We start from the raw sequence: 20,002 nt of genomic DNA on the forward strand, positions 1-20,002 counted from the left end.
TCATGTCAGAAGAAATTCAGGTAAATATAGCTGCACGTCGTATTGCTGTTGGTGCTCGTCGTCCTTTTCATCGCAGACGCAAAACATGTCCTTTTTCATCAGCAAATGCACCAAAGATCGACTATAAGGATATTCGTTTGTTATCTCGTTTTCTATCAGAAAGCGGTAAAATCGTTCCAAGCCGTATTACAGCCGTATCCGCAAAAAAACAGCGTGAATTGGCACAGGCAATTAAACGTGCCCGTTTCCTCGCTTTATTGCCATTTGTTCAGGATTGAGGAGGAACATTAATATGTCTGCAACTGAAGTTATCCTACTTCAAAGAATAGCAAAATTGGGGCAAATGGGGGATGTTGTTAAAGTTAAGCCTGGTTATGCCCGTAACTATTTGCTTCCTCAAGGTAAGGCCATTCGTGCAACAGCGATAAATCGTGAACGTTTTGAAAGAGAACGTAGCCAGCTTGAAGCACAAAACATTAAACATCGTGAAGAAGCTGAACGCCTCTTGGAACGTTTGGAGGGACTTTCTGTAACGATTATTCGTCAGGCAGGTGAAAGCGGAAACCTTTATGGATCTGTTTCCGCACGGGATATTAGCGAAGGTGTTTCCAAGGAAGGGTTAACGATTTCACGTCAACAGGTTGAAATTCACCATCCAATTAAGATGTTGGGATTATATCAGGTGAGAGTTCAACTTCATCCTGAGATCCATTTGGATGTTAAAGTTAATGTTGCCCGTTCCGTCGAAGAGGCTGAGCGTCAGGCACAAGGTGAAGCAACGGCTGTGGAAGTTTTTGAAAATACACCACAGGATGAGCCAACTGAAGCGGTTTCAGAGGAAAAAGCTGTTTCTGAATAAAACATTTTGAATATATTCTGTTTTCATGGAATTTTGATAAAACGAGAGGTTTATCCTCTCGTTTTTTTTATCTGTTAATGAATAATTTTTTGCGATATCATTGATTTACAAATGGAAATAATTTTTTTCATATGATTATTCTATTTTTTCAAAATGATAAGAAATAAGCAAGATATGATGAAATTAATGGATTCAATTTTTAAGCATTTGATAAAAAAAGGATATTTGGAGGTTATTTATCCTGATAAGCATAGTAAATTTTATGGACATGCACAAAGTAAGCATTATGCTTGTGTTGAATTGCTAACACTTGAAATATGCAAACGATTACTCATAAATCCTGGGTTGGCTTTTGGTGAGGGTTATATGAGTGGCGAAATCCGTCCTGTCAATTGTTCAATTTACGATGTTCTGAATATTTTAATGAGTAATGATTTATCCCATGATCATATCGGTGAAAAAATTGCTTCCATATGGCGATATAGCAAACGGTTCTGGTCACAATTAAATCGTATTCAGCAATCTCAGAAAAACGTTGCACATCATTACGATTTAAGAAAAAATTTATATGAGCTTTTTCTGGATCAAGATTTGCAGTATTCATGTGCTTATTTTAAAAATGGAAATGAAAATCTGGCGGAGGCTCAGAAAGCAAAGAAAATACATATTGCCAATAAGCTTTTGTTAAATAAACCCAATCTAAAAATTTTGGATATCGGTTGTGGTTGGGGCGGCATGGCTTTATTCCTTGCCAGAGAATATGATGTGGAAGTAACAGGGATAACACTTTCCCAGGAACAATTGCAAGTTGCCAGGAATCGAGCCAAAGAGGAAAAGCTACAAGATAAAGTTCAATTTTATTTAACGGATTATCGGCTGGTCAAGGGATCTTTCGATCGGATTGTATCAATTGGTATGTTTGAACATGTGGGTATACATTACTATACGGATTTTTTTAAGGAAATTAAAAATATATTGATGCCTGACGGAGTTATGCTTCTTCATTCCATAGGTCGATCAGATGGTCCAGGCTCGACAAATGCATGGATTAATAAATATATATTTCCTGGCGGTTATTCTCCTTCGTTAAGTGAGACATTTGCTGCTATTGAAAAAAACGGCTTATGGGTAACTGATTGTGAAATTCTGCGTTTACATTATGCAAAAACCATTCATTTTTGGTTAGGGAATTTTAAAAACCATCAAAAGGATATAATTGCTATGTATGATGAAAAATTCTATAGAATGTTTGAATTTTATTTATCAGCGGCAGAATTGTCTTTTTATTACCATAATCATATGAATTTTCAGTTGCAAATTTCCCCTTCCTTAACCGCCGTACCTTTGACACGAAATTATATGTTTGAAAAATAAGTGTCCAAGTTGAATTTTATGAATGTTGCTTATCAAGATAAAGACGGGCTAGCAGGTCGAATTCATTAATACTCAAAGTTTCCGCTCTTCTTGTTTCATCAATACTGGCTTTTGCAAGTAGGTTTTTTCCGTTAATTGATTTAAGAGAACTTCGTAACATCTTTCGACGTTGGCCAAAGGCGGCGGCAGTAATGGTCTCCATTGCTTTAAATAAGGCAGGTGAAGGTTGTTTTTTATATGGAATAATTTGTATCACGGATGAATAAACTTTTGGTGGAGGAAAAAAAGCACCCGGTGGAATTTGCTTAAGAATGGTACAGGACGCAATCCATTGAGAAATAACGGATAACCGACCATAAAATTCAGTATTCGGTGCCGCACAAATTCGATAGGCAACTTCTTGCTGAAACATCAAGGTAAAGCGTTCCCAGTGATTTGCCTGTTTTAACCAATTTAGTAAAAGAGCGGTTCCAACATTATAAGGTAAATTTGAGATAATTTGTCTTGGTGCTTGACATAAAGTGCTTAAATCAAACTTCAAAGCATTTCGTTCAACAATTTTAAATCGTTGCGGGTAATATTTTTTTAATTCTTGTAATAGGATAACGGCACGATTATCAATCTCTACACCTGTGACAGTTTCGGCATTACTTGATAAAATAGCACGTGTGAGTCCCCCTGGGCCTGGACCAACCTCGATAATGTTCTTATTTTCAAGATCTCCAGCAAGACCAATAATCTGTTCGTTGATTTTTGGATCAAGCAGAAAATGTTGTCCCAGTGATTTTTTAGCCAAGAGATTATGTTTATGAATTGTTTCCTTTAGAGGGGGAAGAATGTTGTTTTGATTGTTTTTTATCGGGGTCATTATTTTGTACAGGGGTGTGATATTCGATAATAGCTTGTCTATGTAAATCGCGATCTAATTGTTGAGAGGCTTGTTCAACACGTTGATTCAATAATTGATTGGCAATTTCACTTGCAGAAATGTCGGAAAGATTTTTGCGTTCCTTTGAACAGACCATAAGCAATGAGATACCGTCAAGGGAAACTAAAGGTTTACTGATTTGACCCGGTTGCAAATCTTTAAGTATGTTAGCCATTTCAGGATTTAAGCGTTCAAGTTGAAGTTCTCCAGGATCGGAAGGTCTTATGTTTCCAGCCTTTTTATTGGCATCTTCCATTTGTTGGCATGAATGTAAGGTGCTTTTATATTTTGTTGTTTGGTTTAATGTGGCAACCTGTTGCGGGGTTGGTTGTTGAGGGTTCAGTTTGGAACTAAAAGGTAAGAAAACCTGTCGTATTTTCATCAGGGTTCCCATCTCATTACCAATGGTTCTGCGTCCGCTAAGCATTGCGATAATATAGCCGCCTGCTACCTTAATAGGATTTGAGATTGCACCAATAGGCATTTTTCTTGCAATAGCTACCACTTCTGGATCCAGATTGTCTTCTTGAACCCATCCCAATGCACCACCCTGTAATGCACTCTGGGATTGTGAAAATTGGGCCGCTACAATCGGAAAAGCAGCACCATTACGTAATTGCTGAATAATGGTTTCAGTAAATTGCAATTCTTGTTCAGGGTGACGAGCATTTTCAACCGGTACGAAGATTTCGTTGATAAGATATTCAGGTTGTCCCACTTCTTGTTTAAGGGCTTTTTCACGTTGTTCAACTTCTTTCGCAGTAATTCGCGATTGGGTGCCCAATTCTTGTTGCACCACTTTTCCCCAACCAATTTGCAATCTGATTTGATCAATTAAAGTGGTTAAAGAAACTCCATCTTCAGCCAATTTATCCCTTAAGGCGTGTTCCGGCATATTATTTTGTTTTTCAATTCCTGAAATTGCCTTGGCAATCTGTTCAGGGGAAATGTTGACGCTGCGTCTTAGCATTTCTTGAATATGCAGGCGCTCGGTAATCATCTGTTTAATCAGTTGTGGACGCATATGTTGCATCATTTCAGGACTTAAATGAATTCCGGCTGTTAATTCAAAGAGTTTCTCACGGTTTGCTATATCGCGCTGTGTCAATAGTTGACCATTAATAATGGCGATAATTTTGTTTTCATCATCAGATGAGGTTGCTGTAGATGAGAGATCTTCACCATCATGCAAAGTTGTTGGAGGTATTGGGGAATTGGAAATGGCGTGATGTTTTATATTTGCCATGGTATGTGCAATACCGTGACCTGTAAAAACGTAACCAGCCAATAAGAATGATATGATATATTTTTTATATTTTAATACAGTTTCTGAAAGCATAAACATAATAATTGTCATCATCCGTTAATTCCAAATACGCCAATTGTCTTGAAGTTTAGCATAAATAGGACCATGTCACTATTTTCTTCACCGTTAATCATTGTTTTTTGTTTGAAATAAATTACATCGGCACTAAAACAGTCATTTCGATAACCAACAGTACCTCCATAGGCAACTGTTTCCTTTCGTGAAATGCTTCTTCTTCCAAAGGCGGAGGCATGCCAATGATCCCAATCGGTTGAAACACCCAATGTCAATTCGTTTGTTTTCTGCCAATATAATTTGGAGGCGCCCTCATGATCATATGGATTTCTATAGAAGTAATAATAAGGGGTTACAGGTTCATATATATATCCACCATTAATGCCAAAATGAGAGAATCCAAAATTGAATAAAGCGTCTGCAAAATTGACTTTACCGTCATAAGGGTCAACACGAGTTCTTCCTGTTGCGGTTAACCATTGGACAGGGGATATACGCAGGCGAGAGACTACGTCAGACATATGATGGTCGAGACCTGAACGTGCTGGCATGTGTCCTTGAATATGTTCCTGATAGCTTTGCCCGACAAGAAAATCGACTTGATGGCCATTCCAGGTCCAATTCCCATGTACACCAACATTGGCACGGGCGCCGCCATCCAAACGATCAGTGCCTTGAAAACGGTTTAAGGCAAAAAGGGTTGTATCTGTGAATTCATAATTCCAGCTGTCTTCATTGGGCATATAGAAATTGCGGCCACCTTTTGAATGAGGAGCGGCAATTAATTGAACAATAGGTTCTATGATTTGAGTTCCTGTTAAGTCACCTATGTGAAACTCTCTCAGAAAGGGCCAATTCATTTTAACGGCAAATGTAGGAAGTGCTTGTCCTGTAAATTGGCTTTTTCTGGTTCTGTAAAACCCGGGCTGTTCATTGAGATGTGTTCCTCGATATATATTTGAATCAACATGTAGTGTAATAAGCCATTTTCTACCTGCACTATCATCAAAAGGTCTATCCCAATTCAAGGCAACTTCACCACGTTGGTCATTAACACCACGTGGACGATAAAGAACAAAATCAGTGGTGTTTAATGAAAATCTTCCTCCTAGTGCATCAGGTTGTCCAAAATAGCTATAAGTATATCGAGGTAAAGAAAAAGGAAGATCGGAATTGTTTATAACCCCGCGATTTAATCCTTGAAAGGCTTGTACGCTAACTTTTGAATAGGATCCTTCACCAAACCCTTCAAGATACAAATCAGATTCTAAAGTATCTTGTCCATAACCGTTAATACGGTAATCACGCATGTAATTTGCAGAACTTGCGACATTGATATTTCCACCATAACGCCAGTGATCATTCAATGCCCATTCTGTTTTTAGGAATAAATAGCCTTGTGCACCTTTTTTAAATTTATCTACAGATCGGTCGGCATAGGAATTGTACCAGGCATGTTGACCAACAGTATCATCGGCAATACCACCTTCCACTCTTAACATTCCCTTGTTGAAACGGGCGCGATAGACTGTGGAAAGCTGTGGTCCTGTTTTGGTCGCAAAAAGAGGAATAAAGGTTAGGTCAGACCATTTATTTATAGCCCAATAATAGGGAATGGTTGTGTAGGCCCCGATATATTTACTGCTCCAATTGATACTGGGAATTAGGAAACCACTACGCCGTTTTACAGATGGATCCGTAATTGAAAAGAAAGGCATGTAAAATACCGGAATTCCCCAGAAATCAATGAAAGTATCTGAGAAATCAATGCGTTGATTTTCCATATCACGGATAGCCTGATAGGATCGAAACTGCCAAAAAGGTGATTTTTTGGGGTTTTTCGCGCAAATGGGGCAGGCGGTATAAACTGATCGACTAAAATCATGGACTTTACCTCCTGTCCGACGTGCCCCGTTGGCGGCAAGTTTGCCTCCATCAGCAAGCAGGGCATAGACCTGATCCATAATTCCCTCCTGCATGTTATTTCCCAGTTGCGTATGCTGGGTAAACAAGATTTCACCATCGGGTTCGACCATGGCGACATTACCTGATGCAGTAGCGATGTTTGTTGTTTTGTTAAAAGTAACCTTATCGGCCCTCAAGGTGTGATCATTTTGCCAAATATGCACGTCACCTTCCCAAACAACCTCACCAGCCTTGGAATCATAGGAAACTTTGTCAGCCTGAAATGTGATGGGGTCTTTTCCACTGAAAGGTGCCGCATTGGTTTTTCCAATATTACTATGAGCCATTTGCATTTGTTGTTGGGCATTGGTGACAGAACAAAAAATCCATAAATTAGCGATAAAAGAACTGCTTAAAATACTGAATGCAAGAAAAGAGTAATATTGATTTTGAAGGATTCTTGCTTTCATAATTTTTTGAACAAGTAAGGAGGATAAGGATCTAGACATTAGCCGTCTTCCAGATGAATAAGTAGGGATATTGCGAGACACAAGCCAGCTACGGTCGGAGCCCATGCCGCAATAAAAGTTGGCAAGGCACCTGATTCCCCAAAACGTTCAGCTATTTTGGAGATAGTGAATAAGGCAAATCCCGCTGCAATACCAGAGCCTATCATTCTTGCAACACCTCCGCGTCGAGTTGATCGAGTGGCAAACCCCGCCGCAACCAACGCCATTGTACTTGCAAGTAAAGGTTGGGCTAAAAGCGCTTGAAAATGGAGCCTGTGGCTAATGGATGAAAAACCTGATTTGTCTAGCAATTTAATAAATCCTGGTAACGCCCAAAATGATAAGGTCTCTGGAGATGAAAAACTATCTTCGATATTATGTAAAGTTAAATCAGTTGGTATTTTAATAGTTCCTAATTTAATCGGGAACTTATTCGGTTTTATAGAATAAGCATTGTATAATACCCAGTAAAGATTATGTTGCAAATATCCTGATGGCGATTCAATACGATCCAGTAAATGATTCGCTTCATCTAATCTTAGAACACTAACATCGCTTAAATGTAAATTGCGGTTGATAACATGAACTTGTTGGGCATGTAAAATTGCCACACCTCGAGAGGTTAATTCTTTATCAGATTGTCTTATCCATAAAGAGCCACCTGACATATTCGTGAGTTTTCCACCACCGGTTGTTAAATAGGTTTGATCCAGAATTTCTGCCTGTCTGTAAAGGGTGGAAGAAACGGGGGATATGATTAGTGTGGAAAATAATCCAATTATAAAGGCACAGGCAGTAGGTGCCATTAGGAACTGCCATACGGAAATTCCTGCTGCTCTGGTAACAATAAGTTCAGAAGATCGTGTAAGCTTCCAAAAACAGATTATTCCCCCCAAAAGAATTCCAAAGGGAAGGATCTGCATGCAGAAGTTGGGAATATGATCCAGGGCAATATACGCAACAATACTTGTTGAAACTCCTGGTCTTGTGGCAATGCGACGTAACAGGTCAATAAAGTCGAATAATGATACCAATCCTGTCAAGGCTAGAATCATGGAAATGGAAGCCGAAAAAAATTGTCGAGCGATATAGATCGAGATTGTATAAGCGGTGAGCATAATCTATAACTTTCGGCCGTATGAGGAAGGATGGAATGATGCATTATGATGTAATTTAGCCATCATTTCAGATCCGAATAAAGTTACACCAGCGATTATTCCTGGAAGTATGGCAATAATCCACATTAAAAAAATCAGGTTGGTATTGCGACTGGCCAAATTTTGCATAATCAGCGAGGCGGCGAGCAAACCCACAATCGTAAAAATTGCTGCCAGAGGTCTTAGAATGTTGCCAAACCGAGCAAAACTTCCTTTTAAAACACTGACAAGAGCAATGAGTGTAAAAGATATAATTGTCAGAGGTGAGGTTAATCGTCGGTGAGCCTCTACGGCAAGTTTCCCGTAATCTTTATTGGCAACCTCTTCTGGATCGGGATGCAATAACTCGTAAATTGACATTTCTGTTGCATCACGGGATCGTGCTGCATCGTTACGATTAGAGGACAAATCAATGGTATTACGTTCGAAATTTAGAATATTCAAACGGCCGGTTTTGTGATCAATGACCTCTCTGGATCCGTTAAATAACACAACTTGAGGTTGATCATTTAGAATGACCAGATTTCCTCTCTCTGCCAGAATGGTTGCCTTATTATTGGGTTGGCGATCATCTTCAATTAGTATTCCTTGTAGATTTCCGTTACTGTCTTTGGATTTAATATAAACGGTTAAATTATCAGAAGCGTTAGTGAATACTCCTTCCTCCAGCATGAATGCCGCCATTTTATTGCGAATTTTGTATTCAAATTTCCGGAAAGTGTGATAGGAGGTTGGAACAATCCAAACATTTAATAAATAACAGAAAATCATTGAAATAATGGAGCATATCAAACCTGGTCTCGCCAGGGAAAAGGAGGATATGCCAGCCGCGCGCATAACAATGATTTCACGATCACCATCCAGTCGCTGATAAATGAATTGGACAACGACAAATGTTGTTATCGGTAAAATAACGGCGACAAAAGATGGGATTAACAAGCCGGTTAATTGCAGGAAAACTTTAAGAGACAGTCCTCTTTCAACAACCAAAGAGACAAAACGTAAAGACTGGGTTAGCCAGATTAGAGCCGCCAATCCACCCGTGGTGGCAATCAGGGCAATTAGTAATTGCCGTAAAATATAACGGTCAATCATAGGTAGACGCAAGAATGTAAAAAATTGCATTAGTTAATATCCTGCTTTATACCTAAAAGGCTTTCTCTAATTAAATACAAAAGTAAAATTAATTATAATAACGAATGATAATAGCAATATTTTATTCTAGGCAGATATTGCAAGAATAAAATATTACTAATTTATTTTTTTCTGAATAAGTTGCAGATGATTTTATTCGTGATCTTTAAGATTTGGGGAATATTTTTCCAGGATTTAAAAGATTATCGGGGTCAAGTGCCTTTTTGATTTTTTGCATCAAATCAAGTTCAGTTTCGCTTTTCCATTCGGACATCATATAATTTTTAAGTTGTCCCACACCGTGTTCTGCTGAAAAAGAACCGTCTAGATCAAACACGATTTTGGATACAATATTCATTAAATTGTGACTTTTTTGCATAAATTCATCAGGATCTTCATGTTCAGGCTGAACAAGGTTAAAATGGATATTTCCATCTCCCAAATGACCAAATGGTGCGACGCGGATACCTGGATACGTTTCCTGGCAAGCTTGGGTGGCACGAACAATAAATTCAGGAATGGCTGAAATTGGAACGGAAACGTCATTTTTGATATTTGCACCAGCCCTTTTTTGGGATTCGGCTTGTTCCTCTCTCAATTTCCATAGGTTTTGCCGTTGAGTTTCACTTTCGGCCAGAACTGCATCCAATACAATTCCCTTTTCAAAAGCCTCTTCAAGAACGGTTTCCAGTAATGCTTTTAATTTATCCCCTTTTTCAGGCAGAGCCAGTTCAACCAAAATATAAGTTGATGTTTCTGTTTCAAGGGGAAAATAGATGTCCTCGATATTAGAACGAACTAATTGCATTCCTGTTGATGAAATATATTCAAAAGCTTGTAGTGCAGCAGGATTATAATTGTGAAAAAGTCTTAAAAGTTTCAAGGCTTGATGGATGTCTGTAAGGGCGCATAACGCGACTTCAGTTGATTTTGGTTTCGCATGCAGCTGGATAACTGCCGCCGTTATAATGCCAAGCGTTCCCTCTGATCCTATAAATAATTGTTTAAGATCATAACCCGTATTGTCTTTTCTCAAATGCCGCAAAATATTTAAAATTTCACCTTTTGCTGTAACAACTTCCAATCCTAGAATGAATTCACGTGTATTACCGTAACGTAAGGTGTTGTTACCACCTGCATTGGTGGCGATAATTCCGCCTATTTGGGCTGATCCTTGTGATGATATCATGATTGGGAGATATAAATCAGATTTGAGAGCAATATTTTGCGCCTCTTCAAGAACAAGACCCGCTTCGACGGTCATAGTGTAGTCAATTGTATTGATATCCCTGATTTTATTCATACGATTGAGGCTAAGCACGATTTGCTTTTTATCTGGAGTGGGGGAGGCTCCTCCCACCAGACTTGTATTTCCGCCCTGAGGTACAATTGCAATTTGGTAGTCATTGCATAATTTTACAATTTCAGCAACCTGCTCTGTTGTTTTTGGACGGACAACGGCAAGACTGTTAGCGTGAAAAATTTCGCGCCAATCCGTATCATAGGAAATTTTTTCCTTAGGATCTGTAATTATTCCTTGTGTGTCAAGAATAGAGGTCAGGTTATTGATAAAATCAGAATTATCCATAAAAACTCACATTAATTTAAATAAATTGAATTATTTGGAGGGGGTGTTGAAGAAACAGAGTGATAAATAGCGGTAGTGGCAATGCCAATTAATAAACCACAAATGAAAAAAATGATGCCAAGAATTTTTTTAAAGGGTTCTTTGGCCTGATTACTATAAAGTACTGATTGAATTTCTGCCCGTGATTGTTGCGTCAACAATAATTCGGAACGTAATGATTCGTTTTGAACCCGTAAGCTGCGAATGACAGTATCCAATCGATTAATATCTTGAGTAAGGCTGGTAATCTGTGATCGTGCTTTGATAAGATCAGCATTGTTAGTAGTGCTTTTACGACTGCGGGATGATGGTTTTGTTTCAGGTTTTGGTGGATTTTCTGCAATGGAATAAAAAATGTTTTTTATTGCTCCACCAGTAACCATATTCTTTTTTGCCCTTTTTTTCAGGGTTTCAAGGGCATTTGCTGATTGACCTGGTTCATTTTCAAGAACCAAAGCCAAGATATCGGCCAGTATTTTCAGCTCTTTTTTATCAATGTTTTCGGTCATGATTCCAACTATGGTCTAGGTGCGGCAGCACGTTGAAGTCTATCACAAATAGCCCGACCGATGCCATAATCGGGAATAGGCATAACGGCAATTTTTTGCAATCCGAGTTTTTTCCCTTCTGTATCAAGAAATCTCAAATTTGCAAATAAATTCCTCGCAGCTTCTTCAAGATTTGAAGTCGGACTTAGGTTAACCGAAAGAGGGGCCTGTAAGGTGGTTTTACCGAAGGCAAGCAATGCTTCATTTGCCAAAACATGTGTGCAATTCAGACGAACCGTTAAAGAAGGTGCATAATGCGAACTTAATTGCCCGGGTGCGGTGATTTTTGTTTCTACAGAATCTTTAAAAGATAGCGGTCCGCAAATGGAACTCAGAGATTCAGCAGATATTCCGCCAGGTCGAAGTAATTTGGGATAATCATCGCTTACATCCAAAATTGTACTTTCGACACCAATTTGACATGGACCAGAATCAAAAACAGCATCGATTTTTCCATTAAGTTCCTGATAGACATGTTGAGCTGTTGTAGGACTGACGTGGCCCGAAACATTGGCGGAAGGTGCGGCAATCGGCTTTTGACTGTATTCAATAAGCTGACGGGCTGTTAACGAATTTGGAATACGGACGGCCATTGTTGACAGATGAGCTGTTGCAGCTTGGCTGATTTGTGTGTTTTTTTGTTTGTTTAAAATAAGAGTTAATGGACCGGGCCAAAATTTAAGACCCAATTCATATGCCAGATCATTCTTTTCAACAAATTGGAAAACATGCTCAAGTTGTGCAAAATGGATAATAAGCGGATTAAAATTTGGACGTCCTTTTGCCTGATAAATTTTTGCGATAGCGTGGTTATTGGTGGCATCGGCGCCCAATCCGTAAACTGTTTCAGTTCCAAAGGAAACCAATCCGCCATCATGTAAAATCGAGGCGGCTTTGTGGATATTGAATGGCGTGTTGGTAAGTAAAAGTGTCATTGAAATTAAAAGTCTGTATTTTTTAAATAAGAATCAATCGGTATGCTTGAACAGTAGAAATTGTGATTTCTCCAATTTTTTTTACCATATTGCAATGGCTGATTATTGAAATCGTGAATAATTCCACCTGCAGCCTCGAGAATTGCCTGAGGTGCAGCGGTGTCCCATTCCATGGTTGGACTGAAACGAGGGTGTAAATCTGCCTTTCCCTCTGCAATGCGCAGGATTTTTAAGGTTGAACCAAAACGTTCAACAGATGAAGTGTTAAATAATTTCAAAAATTTTTCAAAAGATGGATTTTTTATGCATCGAGGTGAAAAAAGAACACGAAACTGTTGATTGGGTGGGGAAAGAACATGAATGGGTATAATTCGGCCAGTTTTATCAATTTTCCAAGCCCCTTTATTCACAACACCAAAAAAATATTCGTGATAAGCAGGACAGGCCACAACACCAAGAACAGGTTTATGATCCCTTATCAGACCGATATTAATCGTGAAATTGTCACTATGTTGAATGAAGCCTTTTGTTCCATCCAGGGGATCAACCAACCAGAATTCGGATTTTACCGGAATTTGTATCCCTGAAGCCATTTCCTCTTCAGCAATAACGGGAATAGAGGGAGTATATTTTTTCAGCCCCTGAATAATTATTACTTCTGAAGCTTTATCAGCCTCGGTAACAGGGCTTGAATCGTCTTTGATTATTATGTCAAAATTCGTTTTACGAATAGAATTGATCTCGTCAGCAGCCTGTTGAGCAATGGAGATAACTCTCGATACAAGTTCTGTATCAGAAAAATGGGTCATTAAATAAAATCCAACACTAGGGTCAATTGATCTGATAAGATAGGCAGAAAGCTGAGAAAAATACTTTAAAATCAGTGACAGATTGATTTTCGGTATCTTTTTTTCAAAAAATGGACGTAATTTATAGTCATAAATACTACGATCAATGATAAATTTGAATAGAATATAGTAACTTTATTTTAGGGGAGATAATTTCGTGACACTCGATATTCAGTTTACGAACCTGCATAAACCAGAAAAAGGTAATATTGTGTTATTCTCGTTTGAGAATGATGAGGGTGGTGATTCTGTAAAGGTTATTAATAAGATTATTCATAATGCCCTGGATCGGGCGATGAAGGCAGATAATTACACGGGTAAGTTTGGACAGGTTTGCAAACTTGTTTCTCCTGATGAAAATCATGATTATATCCTAGTCGTTGGTCTGGGAATGAAGGATAAGTTTTCCGTCAGTAAAGCCAAAGAAGCAGGTGGAATTGCGCTTCAGGCCTTGCAAAGGAAAGTGGAATCTTTTCATATTATGGCGGATTGGGATTTCACGGAATATGCGGGGTATCTTGTTTTAGGCGCCGTTTTGAAAAATTATGAATTTACAAAATATTGCCTTGATAAAAGTAAAAAAGATGAATTCAGGCAATTAAAAGCGATAAAAATTATGGCTTCTGACTATGAAGGGGCGCAAAAACAATGGACTGACTTGTCTGCGGTGGCTGACGGGGTCTATTTGACCAGGGATCTTGTTAATGAACCCGCTAATCAGTTAAATCCTGCCGAATTTGTAAATCGTATCAAAAAACTTGAATCGTTGGGTTTGACGGTTGAAGTAATCAATAAAGAGAAAATGCAAGAATTAGGTTTTGGTGCTCTTTTGGGTGTGGCTCAAGGTAGTAATAACGAACCTTATACGGTTATAATGCAATGGAAAGGAAATCCTGATGATAAAGATCCGCCTCTCGCTTTTCTTGGAAAAGGTGTCACTTTCGATTCCGGAGGTATTTCCTTAAAACCAGCAAATGGCATGGAAGACATGAAAATGGATATGGCTGGCGCCGCGACTGTAACAGGATTGATGTCTGTTCTGGCCAAGCGTAAAGCCAAGGTGAATGTCATTGGTGTTGTAGGTTTGGTTGAAAACATGGTATCTGGTCATGCACAACGCCCCGGAGATATAGTTCGCAGTGCCTCTGGACAGACAATCGAGGTTTTGAACACGGATGCAGAGGGACGATTGGTACTGGCAGATTTACTTTGGTATACGCAGGATCGTTTCAAACCGCGTTTCATGGTCAATCTTGCAACATTAACCGGAGCCATGGTTGTTGCACTTGGATATGAATATGCCGGTCTTTTTTCAAATGATGATGAACTGGCAGGTAAATTGTCGACAACCGGTCATGATTCCGGAGAAAAATTATGGCGTATGCCAATGGGCGATGCTTATGATAAAGCGATCAATTCTGACCTTGCGGATATGAAAAATATTGGTGGGCGTGATGGAGGATCCATTACCGCCGCACAATTTTTAAAACGATTCGTTAATGATACTCCATGGGCTCATTTGGATATCGCCGGAACAGCCTACACGGCAAAACCCAATTATTGCGGTCCAAAAGGGGCGACAGCTTTCGGTGTAAATCTGTTAAACCATTTTGTTGAAACTTATTACGAAAAATAAGGGAATTCGATGACCTCTGTTGGTTTTTATCATTTGACCCGAACAAGTATGGAGCAGGCGCTTCCCTCTTTGCTGATACGCACAAGACAACAAAAACAAAAAGGGATTGTTCTATGCAAGGATGATGAACAGTTGAAAAAACTGACAGAGATTTTATGGAATATTATAGACCCTATTTGGTTACCACATGGTTGTCATGCAAAAGACTATCGGGATGAATATCCTGAATGGCAACCAATTTGGTTGACGACTTTTGAGGAAAATCCAAACCGGGCAGCCTATCTGTTTGTTGTTCATGGTCAATCAGTCAATGATATCAGTCAATTTGAACGGGTGTTCGATTTATTTGATGGAAAAGAGGAACAGTTTGTATTGGCGGCTCGTGAACGGTGGCGTAAACTGAAAAAGACTGGGCATGATTTGACTTATTGGAAACAAACAGAAAAAGGGTGGGAAAAAGGTTAATACAGTTGATCAAGCGATTATGAAATATTATTCGTAAAATCATATTATTTGAAATTACTATGAGTTTTTAGGGGTAAAATTCTGTTAACATTAATTTTGTGTTTGATCATATTAGGAATCGTTTTATTGTTTTATCAAACAAGTATGCTCTATCTTGTTAACGTTGGGTTTATAAAATCTGAAAGATATTACTTTCCTAAGTTATTTTTTAGTTTTCCTCTTTATGGATCTATCACTGGGGCTTTTCTTGCCTTTCTTGCACTGGTATTTCATTCCGACCCATTATCATTTTATCCTTTTATTCTAAGTGACGTATATAAAATCAGTTTCTATTTAGATGGGCTATCTTGTTTTTTCCTTTTGTTGTTGTTTACGACTGCCTTTTTATTCTTATATTATCAACCGTTGTTGTCTAAAAATTGTTATTTCCTCTTTTTAAATATTATCGCCATATCCTTTTTTGTTGCAGGAAATTTCTTTTTTCTGATTTTTCTTTTATCATTGGTTTTATTGATTATTTATCAGGCAGATCAGAAGAAAAATTTGGTTTATTGGATTGCTTTTGCATGTTTGTTGGGGGTCATGAGCTTTTTACCTGTTATGAGTGATAACCAGTTTAGTCCAAGAGATATTGATTTTTCTAGGATTATGCAATCCAATAATATAGATTGTCTGTTTTTTTTATCACTTTTGCCTATATGTTTTCTGCTTGGATTATTTGATTTTTTTCATAACGAAAAATCTGATGAGAAACTTAATAGAATTGGTGATATTTCTTTCTATTTGATTTGTTTAAAAAGTTTGATTGGATTTTATGCATTATTAAGATTTATCATCAGTGTTAATGATTGCAAATTTTCCCTTATCTTGATTTTATTTACTGGATTTCTAGGCTTAACATCCGCATTGCGTTTGGGTTGGTCCAGTTTAAAAAGTGTAACTGTATACGATCGGTTACGATATTTATATTCTTTGAACAATGCATTATGGCTTGAGCTTGTTTGCATCCTTTTATTTTCAATTCATTTTCAAAAATTAGCCATACTGTCTTTGACGTATGATTTTCTTTTCTTTGGATTACTAATTCAGAATTTAGGATTTGCACTGGCTTTTCTATTAACATCTTTTTTGAAAAGACAAATCAATACGGCATTTTCAATTTGTACCTTTTTTTGCCTCGCATTGTTGTTATCTGGTTTTCCTCCATTTCCCGGATTTACGCTGTTATGGGGGAATTTGCAACTAGGCATGAATGTCATATTCAGTCATTATTTATTCAATATGATATTTGCATTATTTTTTATAGGATGTAATTCTGTTATTTTTCTTTTTTTGGTTCTGGGATGGATCAACCTACTTTTAAATCTTTATAAAAAAAATCGGCATCAATTTAATCTATCGTCAAAATTATCATTTAATTTTTTACAAAAAAACGGAAAAGGGATCAGGATTTATTTATCCGGTCTATTTCTTTTGTCCTTTTGCCCGGGAATAATATCGTTTCTAATCTATCCAATAAAAAAAAATCTAATTCACACGGAAAAATTACACTGGTTTGCATTCAAAAATGATGAATTGCAATTTTCGTTTGCCCCTGTTTTTCCAATGATATATTTATTAATCTTGGCGGGTTTATTTTATCTTGTGAAAGAGAAAATTAAATTTAAAGCGTTGATAAATCAAACAAAAAAATATGTTGTTTCAGAACAGGGTGTCTATGAGGGTTATGTTGATAAAACCAGTTTTGGTTTTGGTGAAAAAACATTCATCTATACATTGGCTGATATTTTACTTTTTAAAAAATATTTGGTTATAAAACGTAAAGGATATGTAGAAAGTGTAAAATTTTATCGTTGCTTTTCTAATTATAGAAATTATTTTAATTTATTGATTTGGGAAAATGAGCAGAAAGTCTTTATATCTATAATTATTATCTCTTTGTTATTAATAGGATTTTTTGTTAGATGATATTTCTGTATTGGTTGATGTCCCTATTAATGATCCTATTTCATGTATTATTGATTTTAGGTATGGCACCTTTAATTATGGTGTTTATGGAAAGGTTGAATGGAAAAATTCAGGGAAAACCTTTGGAATCATTCCAATATGTATTACGAAATATCAAAATTATATATTCACGAATTTTAAATTTTCTTTTTAAAAAAATATTGTCTGTCAATACCCTGATTTATTTAATAATTATTGGATTATTAGTAACTGTGGCAATATCTATTCCGATATTTTCAACAAATATCCTGGTTAACAATAATTCCGATTTTATCTTTGTTACGATATTGTTAATATTTGTACCTTTTTTGATATTTTTTCTTGTTTTTCAAGATTGCTCACTGTTATGTTTCAAAAAATCGCAGCGGATTATGTTCCAAACCTTCATGTATATTCCTGCAATTTTACTGATCGCTATGGTTTGCCGTTTAAATACAAAAAGTACAGAGCTTTCGCATATTGTCCTTTTTTTTCATAATTCCACAAGTTTGATAAATTTGGCTCTATGTCCTCTTTTTATATGTGCATGTTCTCTATTTTTTCTTGTTCTAGATATACCGGACTTTGTGAATTTTATTGAGAAAGATGGGTTTGATGGAGACGAGAAGGCAATCTTGTTTTATATTTCCAGTCTCCAGTTTCTGATCTGGTTATCCCTGATTGCGTTTTTAATATGGCCCCAGAGTATTGCCATCTTTGATTTACAGACAAAATCCTTGATATATTGGTTGTTAACCGCTTTTTTTGGATTATTGGCATGGAGTGGTAAAATTGTCATAGAATGTATTGTAATTTCTATAATGAGAAATTTCTTATTTTTGTCCAAGGGTTATTACAAAATTGGTATCGCAACAGTATTGAATTTTGTGGCCGTTGTCATTTATTTTGCAGGTTTGGGCGGAATATAGAATGGTATTTGCCTTTTTTATGAGTCTGCTATTACTGATTACGATAAGCGGCATTTCCTCGTCTTCGTTACAGGCAGTTATTCATTCTATACTGACGGGATGCTGTCTTTTATCTGGTTGGCAGAATGCACTTAACAGTAAAATTACGTTATTGAGTTTTTTTATGCTTTTCATTGTGGCAATTTTTTTTACGGTCATTTTGAAAGGACAATATTTCCAGTATACTTTGAAAACCTTATTTACAGGATTATTCTTGACCATTCTTGCTGTTTCCCTTGTTGTCCATGTATTGCCGCCTTCATTGTTCCGCTTGGAATATGGAATAGTTTTATCTATAATTCTGGTTGGGGTATTTTATAGCATGAGCAGTCAAGCAATCGGAGGACAAATTGCTGGTATGCTATGTGTATTGAATGCTTTAACCCTTGTCGTTGGATTGAATAGTCAATTCTATGCATTTTTTACTCTTTTTGCTTTTTATGTTGTGTTTTTGCTAGCTTCTATTTTTATCATGCAACGTTTTGGACAGGTTGACTGTGTTCGGAAATGGTGATTTAGCAAAAATTTTGTATTGGAGTTGTGTTCTCTGGCCCGTGGCAGGAATCATAGGAATTTATGCCTGTCATCATCAGCGTGCAAAAATCCGATGTCATTTTATTGTAACAATAATCCTTTTTTTTATTACGGTTGCATCGGCATTTATTCATGATGATTTTTATCTTTCCGTTATTTGGAAACATGACGAGTTAACAAGTTTTTTAAGGGTTATGATCGCTATAGGTAGCATTATTGCATCAATAGTTTTGAAATTCATGGTTCCTGGCCAATTAAGTTCATCTGGAAAGCAAAAAAAATTATCCTATAGTCTCGGCCTCTATCAATTAATTATCTGTACCGCCATGATGGCTGTAGCTATTAATAATTTTTTTATAGCGCAGATTTGTTTGCATAGCATGATTTTCCTGTCTTTTTTGGCTTGTTTTATTCATGGTGGGGGAGAACAGATACAGGCGGCCTGGGAATACTTCCGCTATATGCTTTTTTTTATGATAATGGCTTTAATGGGTGTTTTCATTCTTGAGTTATCTGTTGGACAAACCTATCCCTTGTTACCCCGTTTTGGCAGTTTTATCTTGGCGTTTAGTATTGTTCAAATGATCGGGTTGTTTCCCGTATTCATTACTTTTTTACGTTTTGTCAATCATTTGCCCACTTTAATTGGCAGTATTGTCTTTTTTATCATCCCAGTCGCTTTTCTCTCCTTATTCATAAGATTATTTCAAATCTCATCTTATCAAAACCCTCAATCATTTCTCATGATATTAGGGTTGATCAGTTTCATTATCATTATTATAAAGGAGAATGATGATCCTTTTTTGTATTCCCCGTTTTTGATCACTATTTTGGCAGCTTTGGCTGGTATTTTTTCCAATGAATTTCAAGGTTTATACAGTTTTTGCCTTTTTATAACCGTTCTGGTTATTTATGCACCGTTAGGGTATATTCTTCGAAAAAGTCCTTTTGCTGTGGATTCTAGAGGTTGGTTTGTCATTGCCATATCTGCATTTCCGCCATTTGGCATATTTTTTGCATGTGCAATTTTGATTGCGAGTTTGTTTGCACAGTTTCCCTGGTTGGGATCATGCTTGTTTTTATTGTTTTTTGTAAGAGGGTTTTTTCTGTTTAAAAAAAATAATATTCAATTATTTTCTCGAAATATTTTTACAAAAGAGGGTGGATGTTTATTGAGCCTGATTTTTTTACCCTCTTTGGTTATTCCTATCATTGCCAAATATTGGCTATTTCAAATTGCAATGCAGTTTATACAAAAGTGATTGTTT

General features: G+C 37.1%; 18 protein-coding genes. 9 read left to right on the forward strand and 9 right to left on the reverse strand.

The window, feature by feature from the left end:
* Window positions 1–2: 2 nt before the first annotated feature.
* The 3 genes from rpsR (at window position 3) to H3R33_RS01250 (ending at window position 2,233) form a co-directional block, all read left to right on the forward strand.
* Window positions 3–278 (forward strand): 30S ribosomal protein S18, encoded by a 276-nt coding sequence (gene rpsR, locus H3R33_RS01240; protein ID WP_110438356.1) that lies wholly within the window; start codon window positions 3–5, stop codon window positions 276–278.
* Between the two features lie 14 nt (window positions 279–292).
* The gene (gene rplI, locus H3R33_RS01245; RefSeq protein WP_198184568.1) at window positions 293–859 is read left to right on the forward strand and encodes a 50S ribosomal protein L9; all 567 of its coding nucleotides are present in this window, start codon (window positions 293–295) and stop codon (window positions 857–859) included.
* Window positions 860–1,033: 174 nt separating this feature from the next.
* Entirely contained in the window at window positions 1,034–2,233 is a 1,200-nt protein-coding gene (locus tag H3R33_RS01250; RefSeq protein ID WP_198184569.1) for a cyclopropane-fatty-acyl-phospholipid synthase family protein, read from the forward strand.
* 16 nt (window positions 2,234–2,249) lie between these two features.
* Here H3R33_RS01250 and rsmA read toward each other — a convergent pair whose 3' ends face one another.
* From rsmA to cysQ, 9 genes are all read right to left on the reverse strand, one after another.
* Window positions 2,250–3,101, reverse strand: coding sequence for a 16S rRNA (adenine(1518)-N(6)/adenine(1519)-N(6))-dimethyltransferase RsmA (gene rsmA / locus H3R33_RS01255; protein WP_198184570.1), 852 nt, complete (start codon window positions 3,099–3,101; stop codon window positions 2,250–2,252).
* Complete coding sequence (locus H3R33_RS01260; protein WP_232342098.1) at window positions 3,040–4,521, reverse strand: peptidylprolyl isomerase; 1,482 nt, start codon at window positions 4,519–4,521, stop codon at window positions 3,040–3,042. Before H3R33_RS01260 ends, rsmA begins: the two co-directional genes overlap by 62 nt.
* Window positions 4,518–6,896: an LPS-assembly protein LptD gene (locus H3R33_RS01265; protein WP_232342099.1), complete on the reverse strand. Its 2,379-nt coding sequence runs from the start codon at window positions 6,894–6,896 to the stop codon at window positions 4,518–4,520. Before H3R33_RS01265 ends, H3R33_RS01260 begins: the two co-directional genes overlap by 4 nt.
* A complete protein-coding gene (gene lptG, locus H3R33_RS01270) occupies window positions 6,896–8,014 on the reverse strand; it encodes an LPS export ABC transporter permease LptG (RefSeq protein WP_155572100.1) in 1,119 nt (372 codons plus the stop codon). Before lptG ends, H3R33_RS01265 begins: the two co-directional genes overlap by 1 nt.
* Window positions 8,015–8,017: 3 nt before the next feature.
* Window positions 8,018–9,178 carry an LPS export ABC transporter permease LptF gene (gene lptF / locus H3R33_RS01275; protein ID WP_122123869.1) on the reverse strand — a complete coding sequence of 387 codons (1,161 nt, stop codon included), beginning with the start codon at window positions 9,176–9,178 and terminating at the stop codon, window positions 8,018–8,020.
* Window positions 9,179–9,353: 175 nt separating this feature from the next.
* Window positions 9,354–10,775, reverse strand: coding sequence for an FAD-binding oxidoreductase (locus H3R33_RS01280; RefSeq protein ID WP_198184571.1), 1,422 nt, complete (start codon window positions 10,773–10,775; stop codon window positions 9,354–9,356).
* Window positions 10,776–10,786: 11 nt separating this feature from the next.
* Complete coding sequence (locus H3R33_RS01285) at window positions 10,787–11,323, reverse strand: hypothetical protein (protein WP_110438348.1); 537 nt, start codon at window positions 11,321–11,323, stop codon at window positions 10,787–10,789.
* Window positions 11,324–11,331: 8 nt separating this feature from the next.
* Window positions 11,332–12,297, reverse strand: coding sequence for an L-threonylcarbamoyladenylate synthase (locus H3R33_RS01290; RefSeq protein WP_198184572.1), 966 nt, complete (start codon window positions 12,295–12,297; stop codon window positions 11,332–11,334).
* A gap of 5 nt (window positions 12,298–12,302) precedes the next feature.
* Entirely contained in the window at window positions 12,303–13,106 is an 804-nt protein-coding gene (cysQ, locus tag H3R33_RS01295) for a 3'(2'),5'-bisphosphate nucleotidase CysQ (RefSeq protein ID WP_198184573.1), read from the reverse strand.
* Between the two features lie 196 nt (window positions 13,107–13,302).
* Here cysQ and H3R33_RS01300 point away from each other — a divergent pair, with 196 nt between their 5' ends.
* The 6 genes from H3R33_RS01300 (at window position 13,303) to H3R33_RS01325 (ending at window position 19,996) form a co-directional block, all read left to right on the forward strand.
* A complete protein-coding gene (locus H3R33_RS01300; protein ID WP_198184574.1) occupies window positions 13,303–14,781 on the forward strand; it encodes a leucyl aminopeptidase in 1,479 nt (492 codons plus the stop codon).
* A gap of 9 nt (window positions 14,782–14,790) precedes the next feature.
* Window positions 14,791–15,246 (forward strand): DNA polymerase III subunit chi, encoded by a 456-nt coding sequence (locus H3R33_RS01305; protein ID WP_198184575.1) that lies wholly within the window; start codon window positions 14,791–14,793, stop codon window positions 15,244–15,246.
* A gap of 582 nt (window positions 15,247–15,828) precedes the next feature.
* Complete coding sequence (locus tag H3R33_RS01310; protein WP_198184576.1) at window positions 15,829–17,214, forward strand: hypothetical protein; 1,386 nt, start codon at window positions 15,829–15,831, stop codon at window positions 17,212–17,214.
* Window positions 17,215–17,624: 410 nt separating this feature from the next.
* On the forward strand, window positions 17,625–18,161 hold the full coding sequence (locus tag H3R33_RS01315; RefSeq protein ID WP_198184577.1) for a hypothetical protein: 537 nt from the start codon (window positions 17,625–17,627) through the stop codon (window positions 18,159–18,161).
* 19 nt (window positions 18,162–18,180) lie between these two features.
* A complete protein-coding gene (locus H3R33_RS01320) occupies window positions 18,181–18,714 on the forward strand; it encodes a hypothetical protein (RefSeq protein WP_146206649.1) in 534 nt (177 codons plus the stop codon).
* The gene (locus H3R33_RS01325; protein ID WP_198184578.1) at window positions 18,698–19,996 is read left to right on the forward strand and encodes a hypothetical protein; all 1,299 of its coding nucleotides are present in this window, start codon (window positions 18,698–18,700) and stop codon (window positions 19,994–19,996) included. The genes H3R33_RS01320 and H3R33_RS01325 overlap by 17 nt, the downstream gene beginning before the upstream one ends.
* The last annotated feature ends 6 nt before the right edge of the window (window positions 19,997–20,002 follow it).

Origin of the sequence: Commensalibacter sp. B14384M2, from assembly GCF_016101865.1 — a bacterium.
Taxonomy (GTDB): Bacteria; Pseudomonadota; Alphaproteobacteria; order Acetobacterales; family Acetobacteraceae; genus Commensalibacter; species Commensalibacter melissae.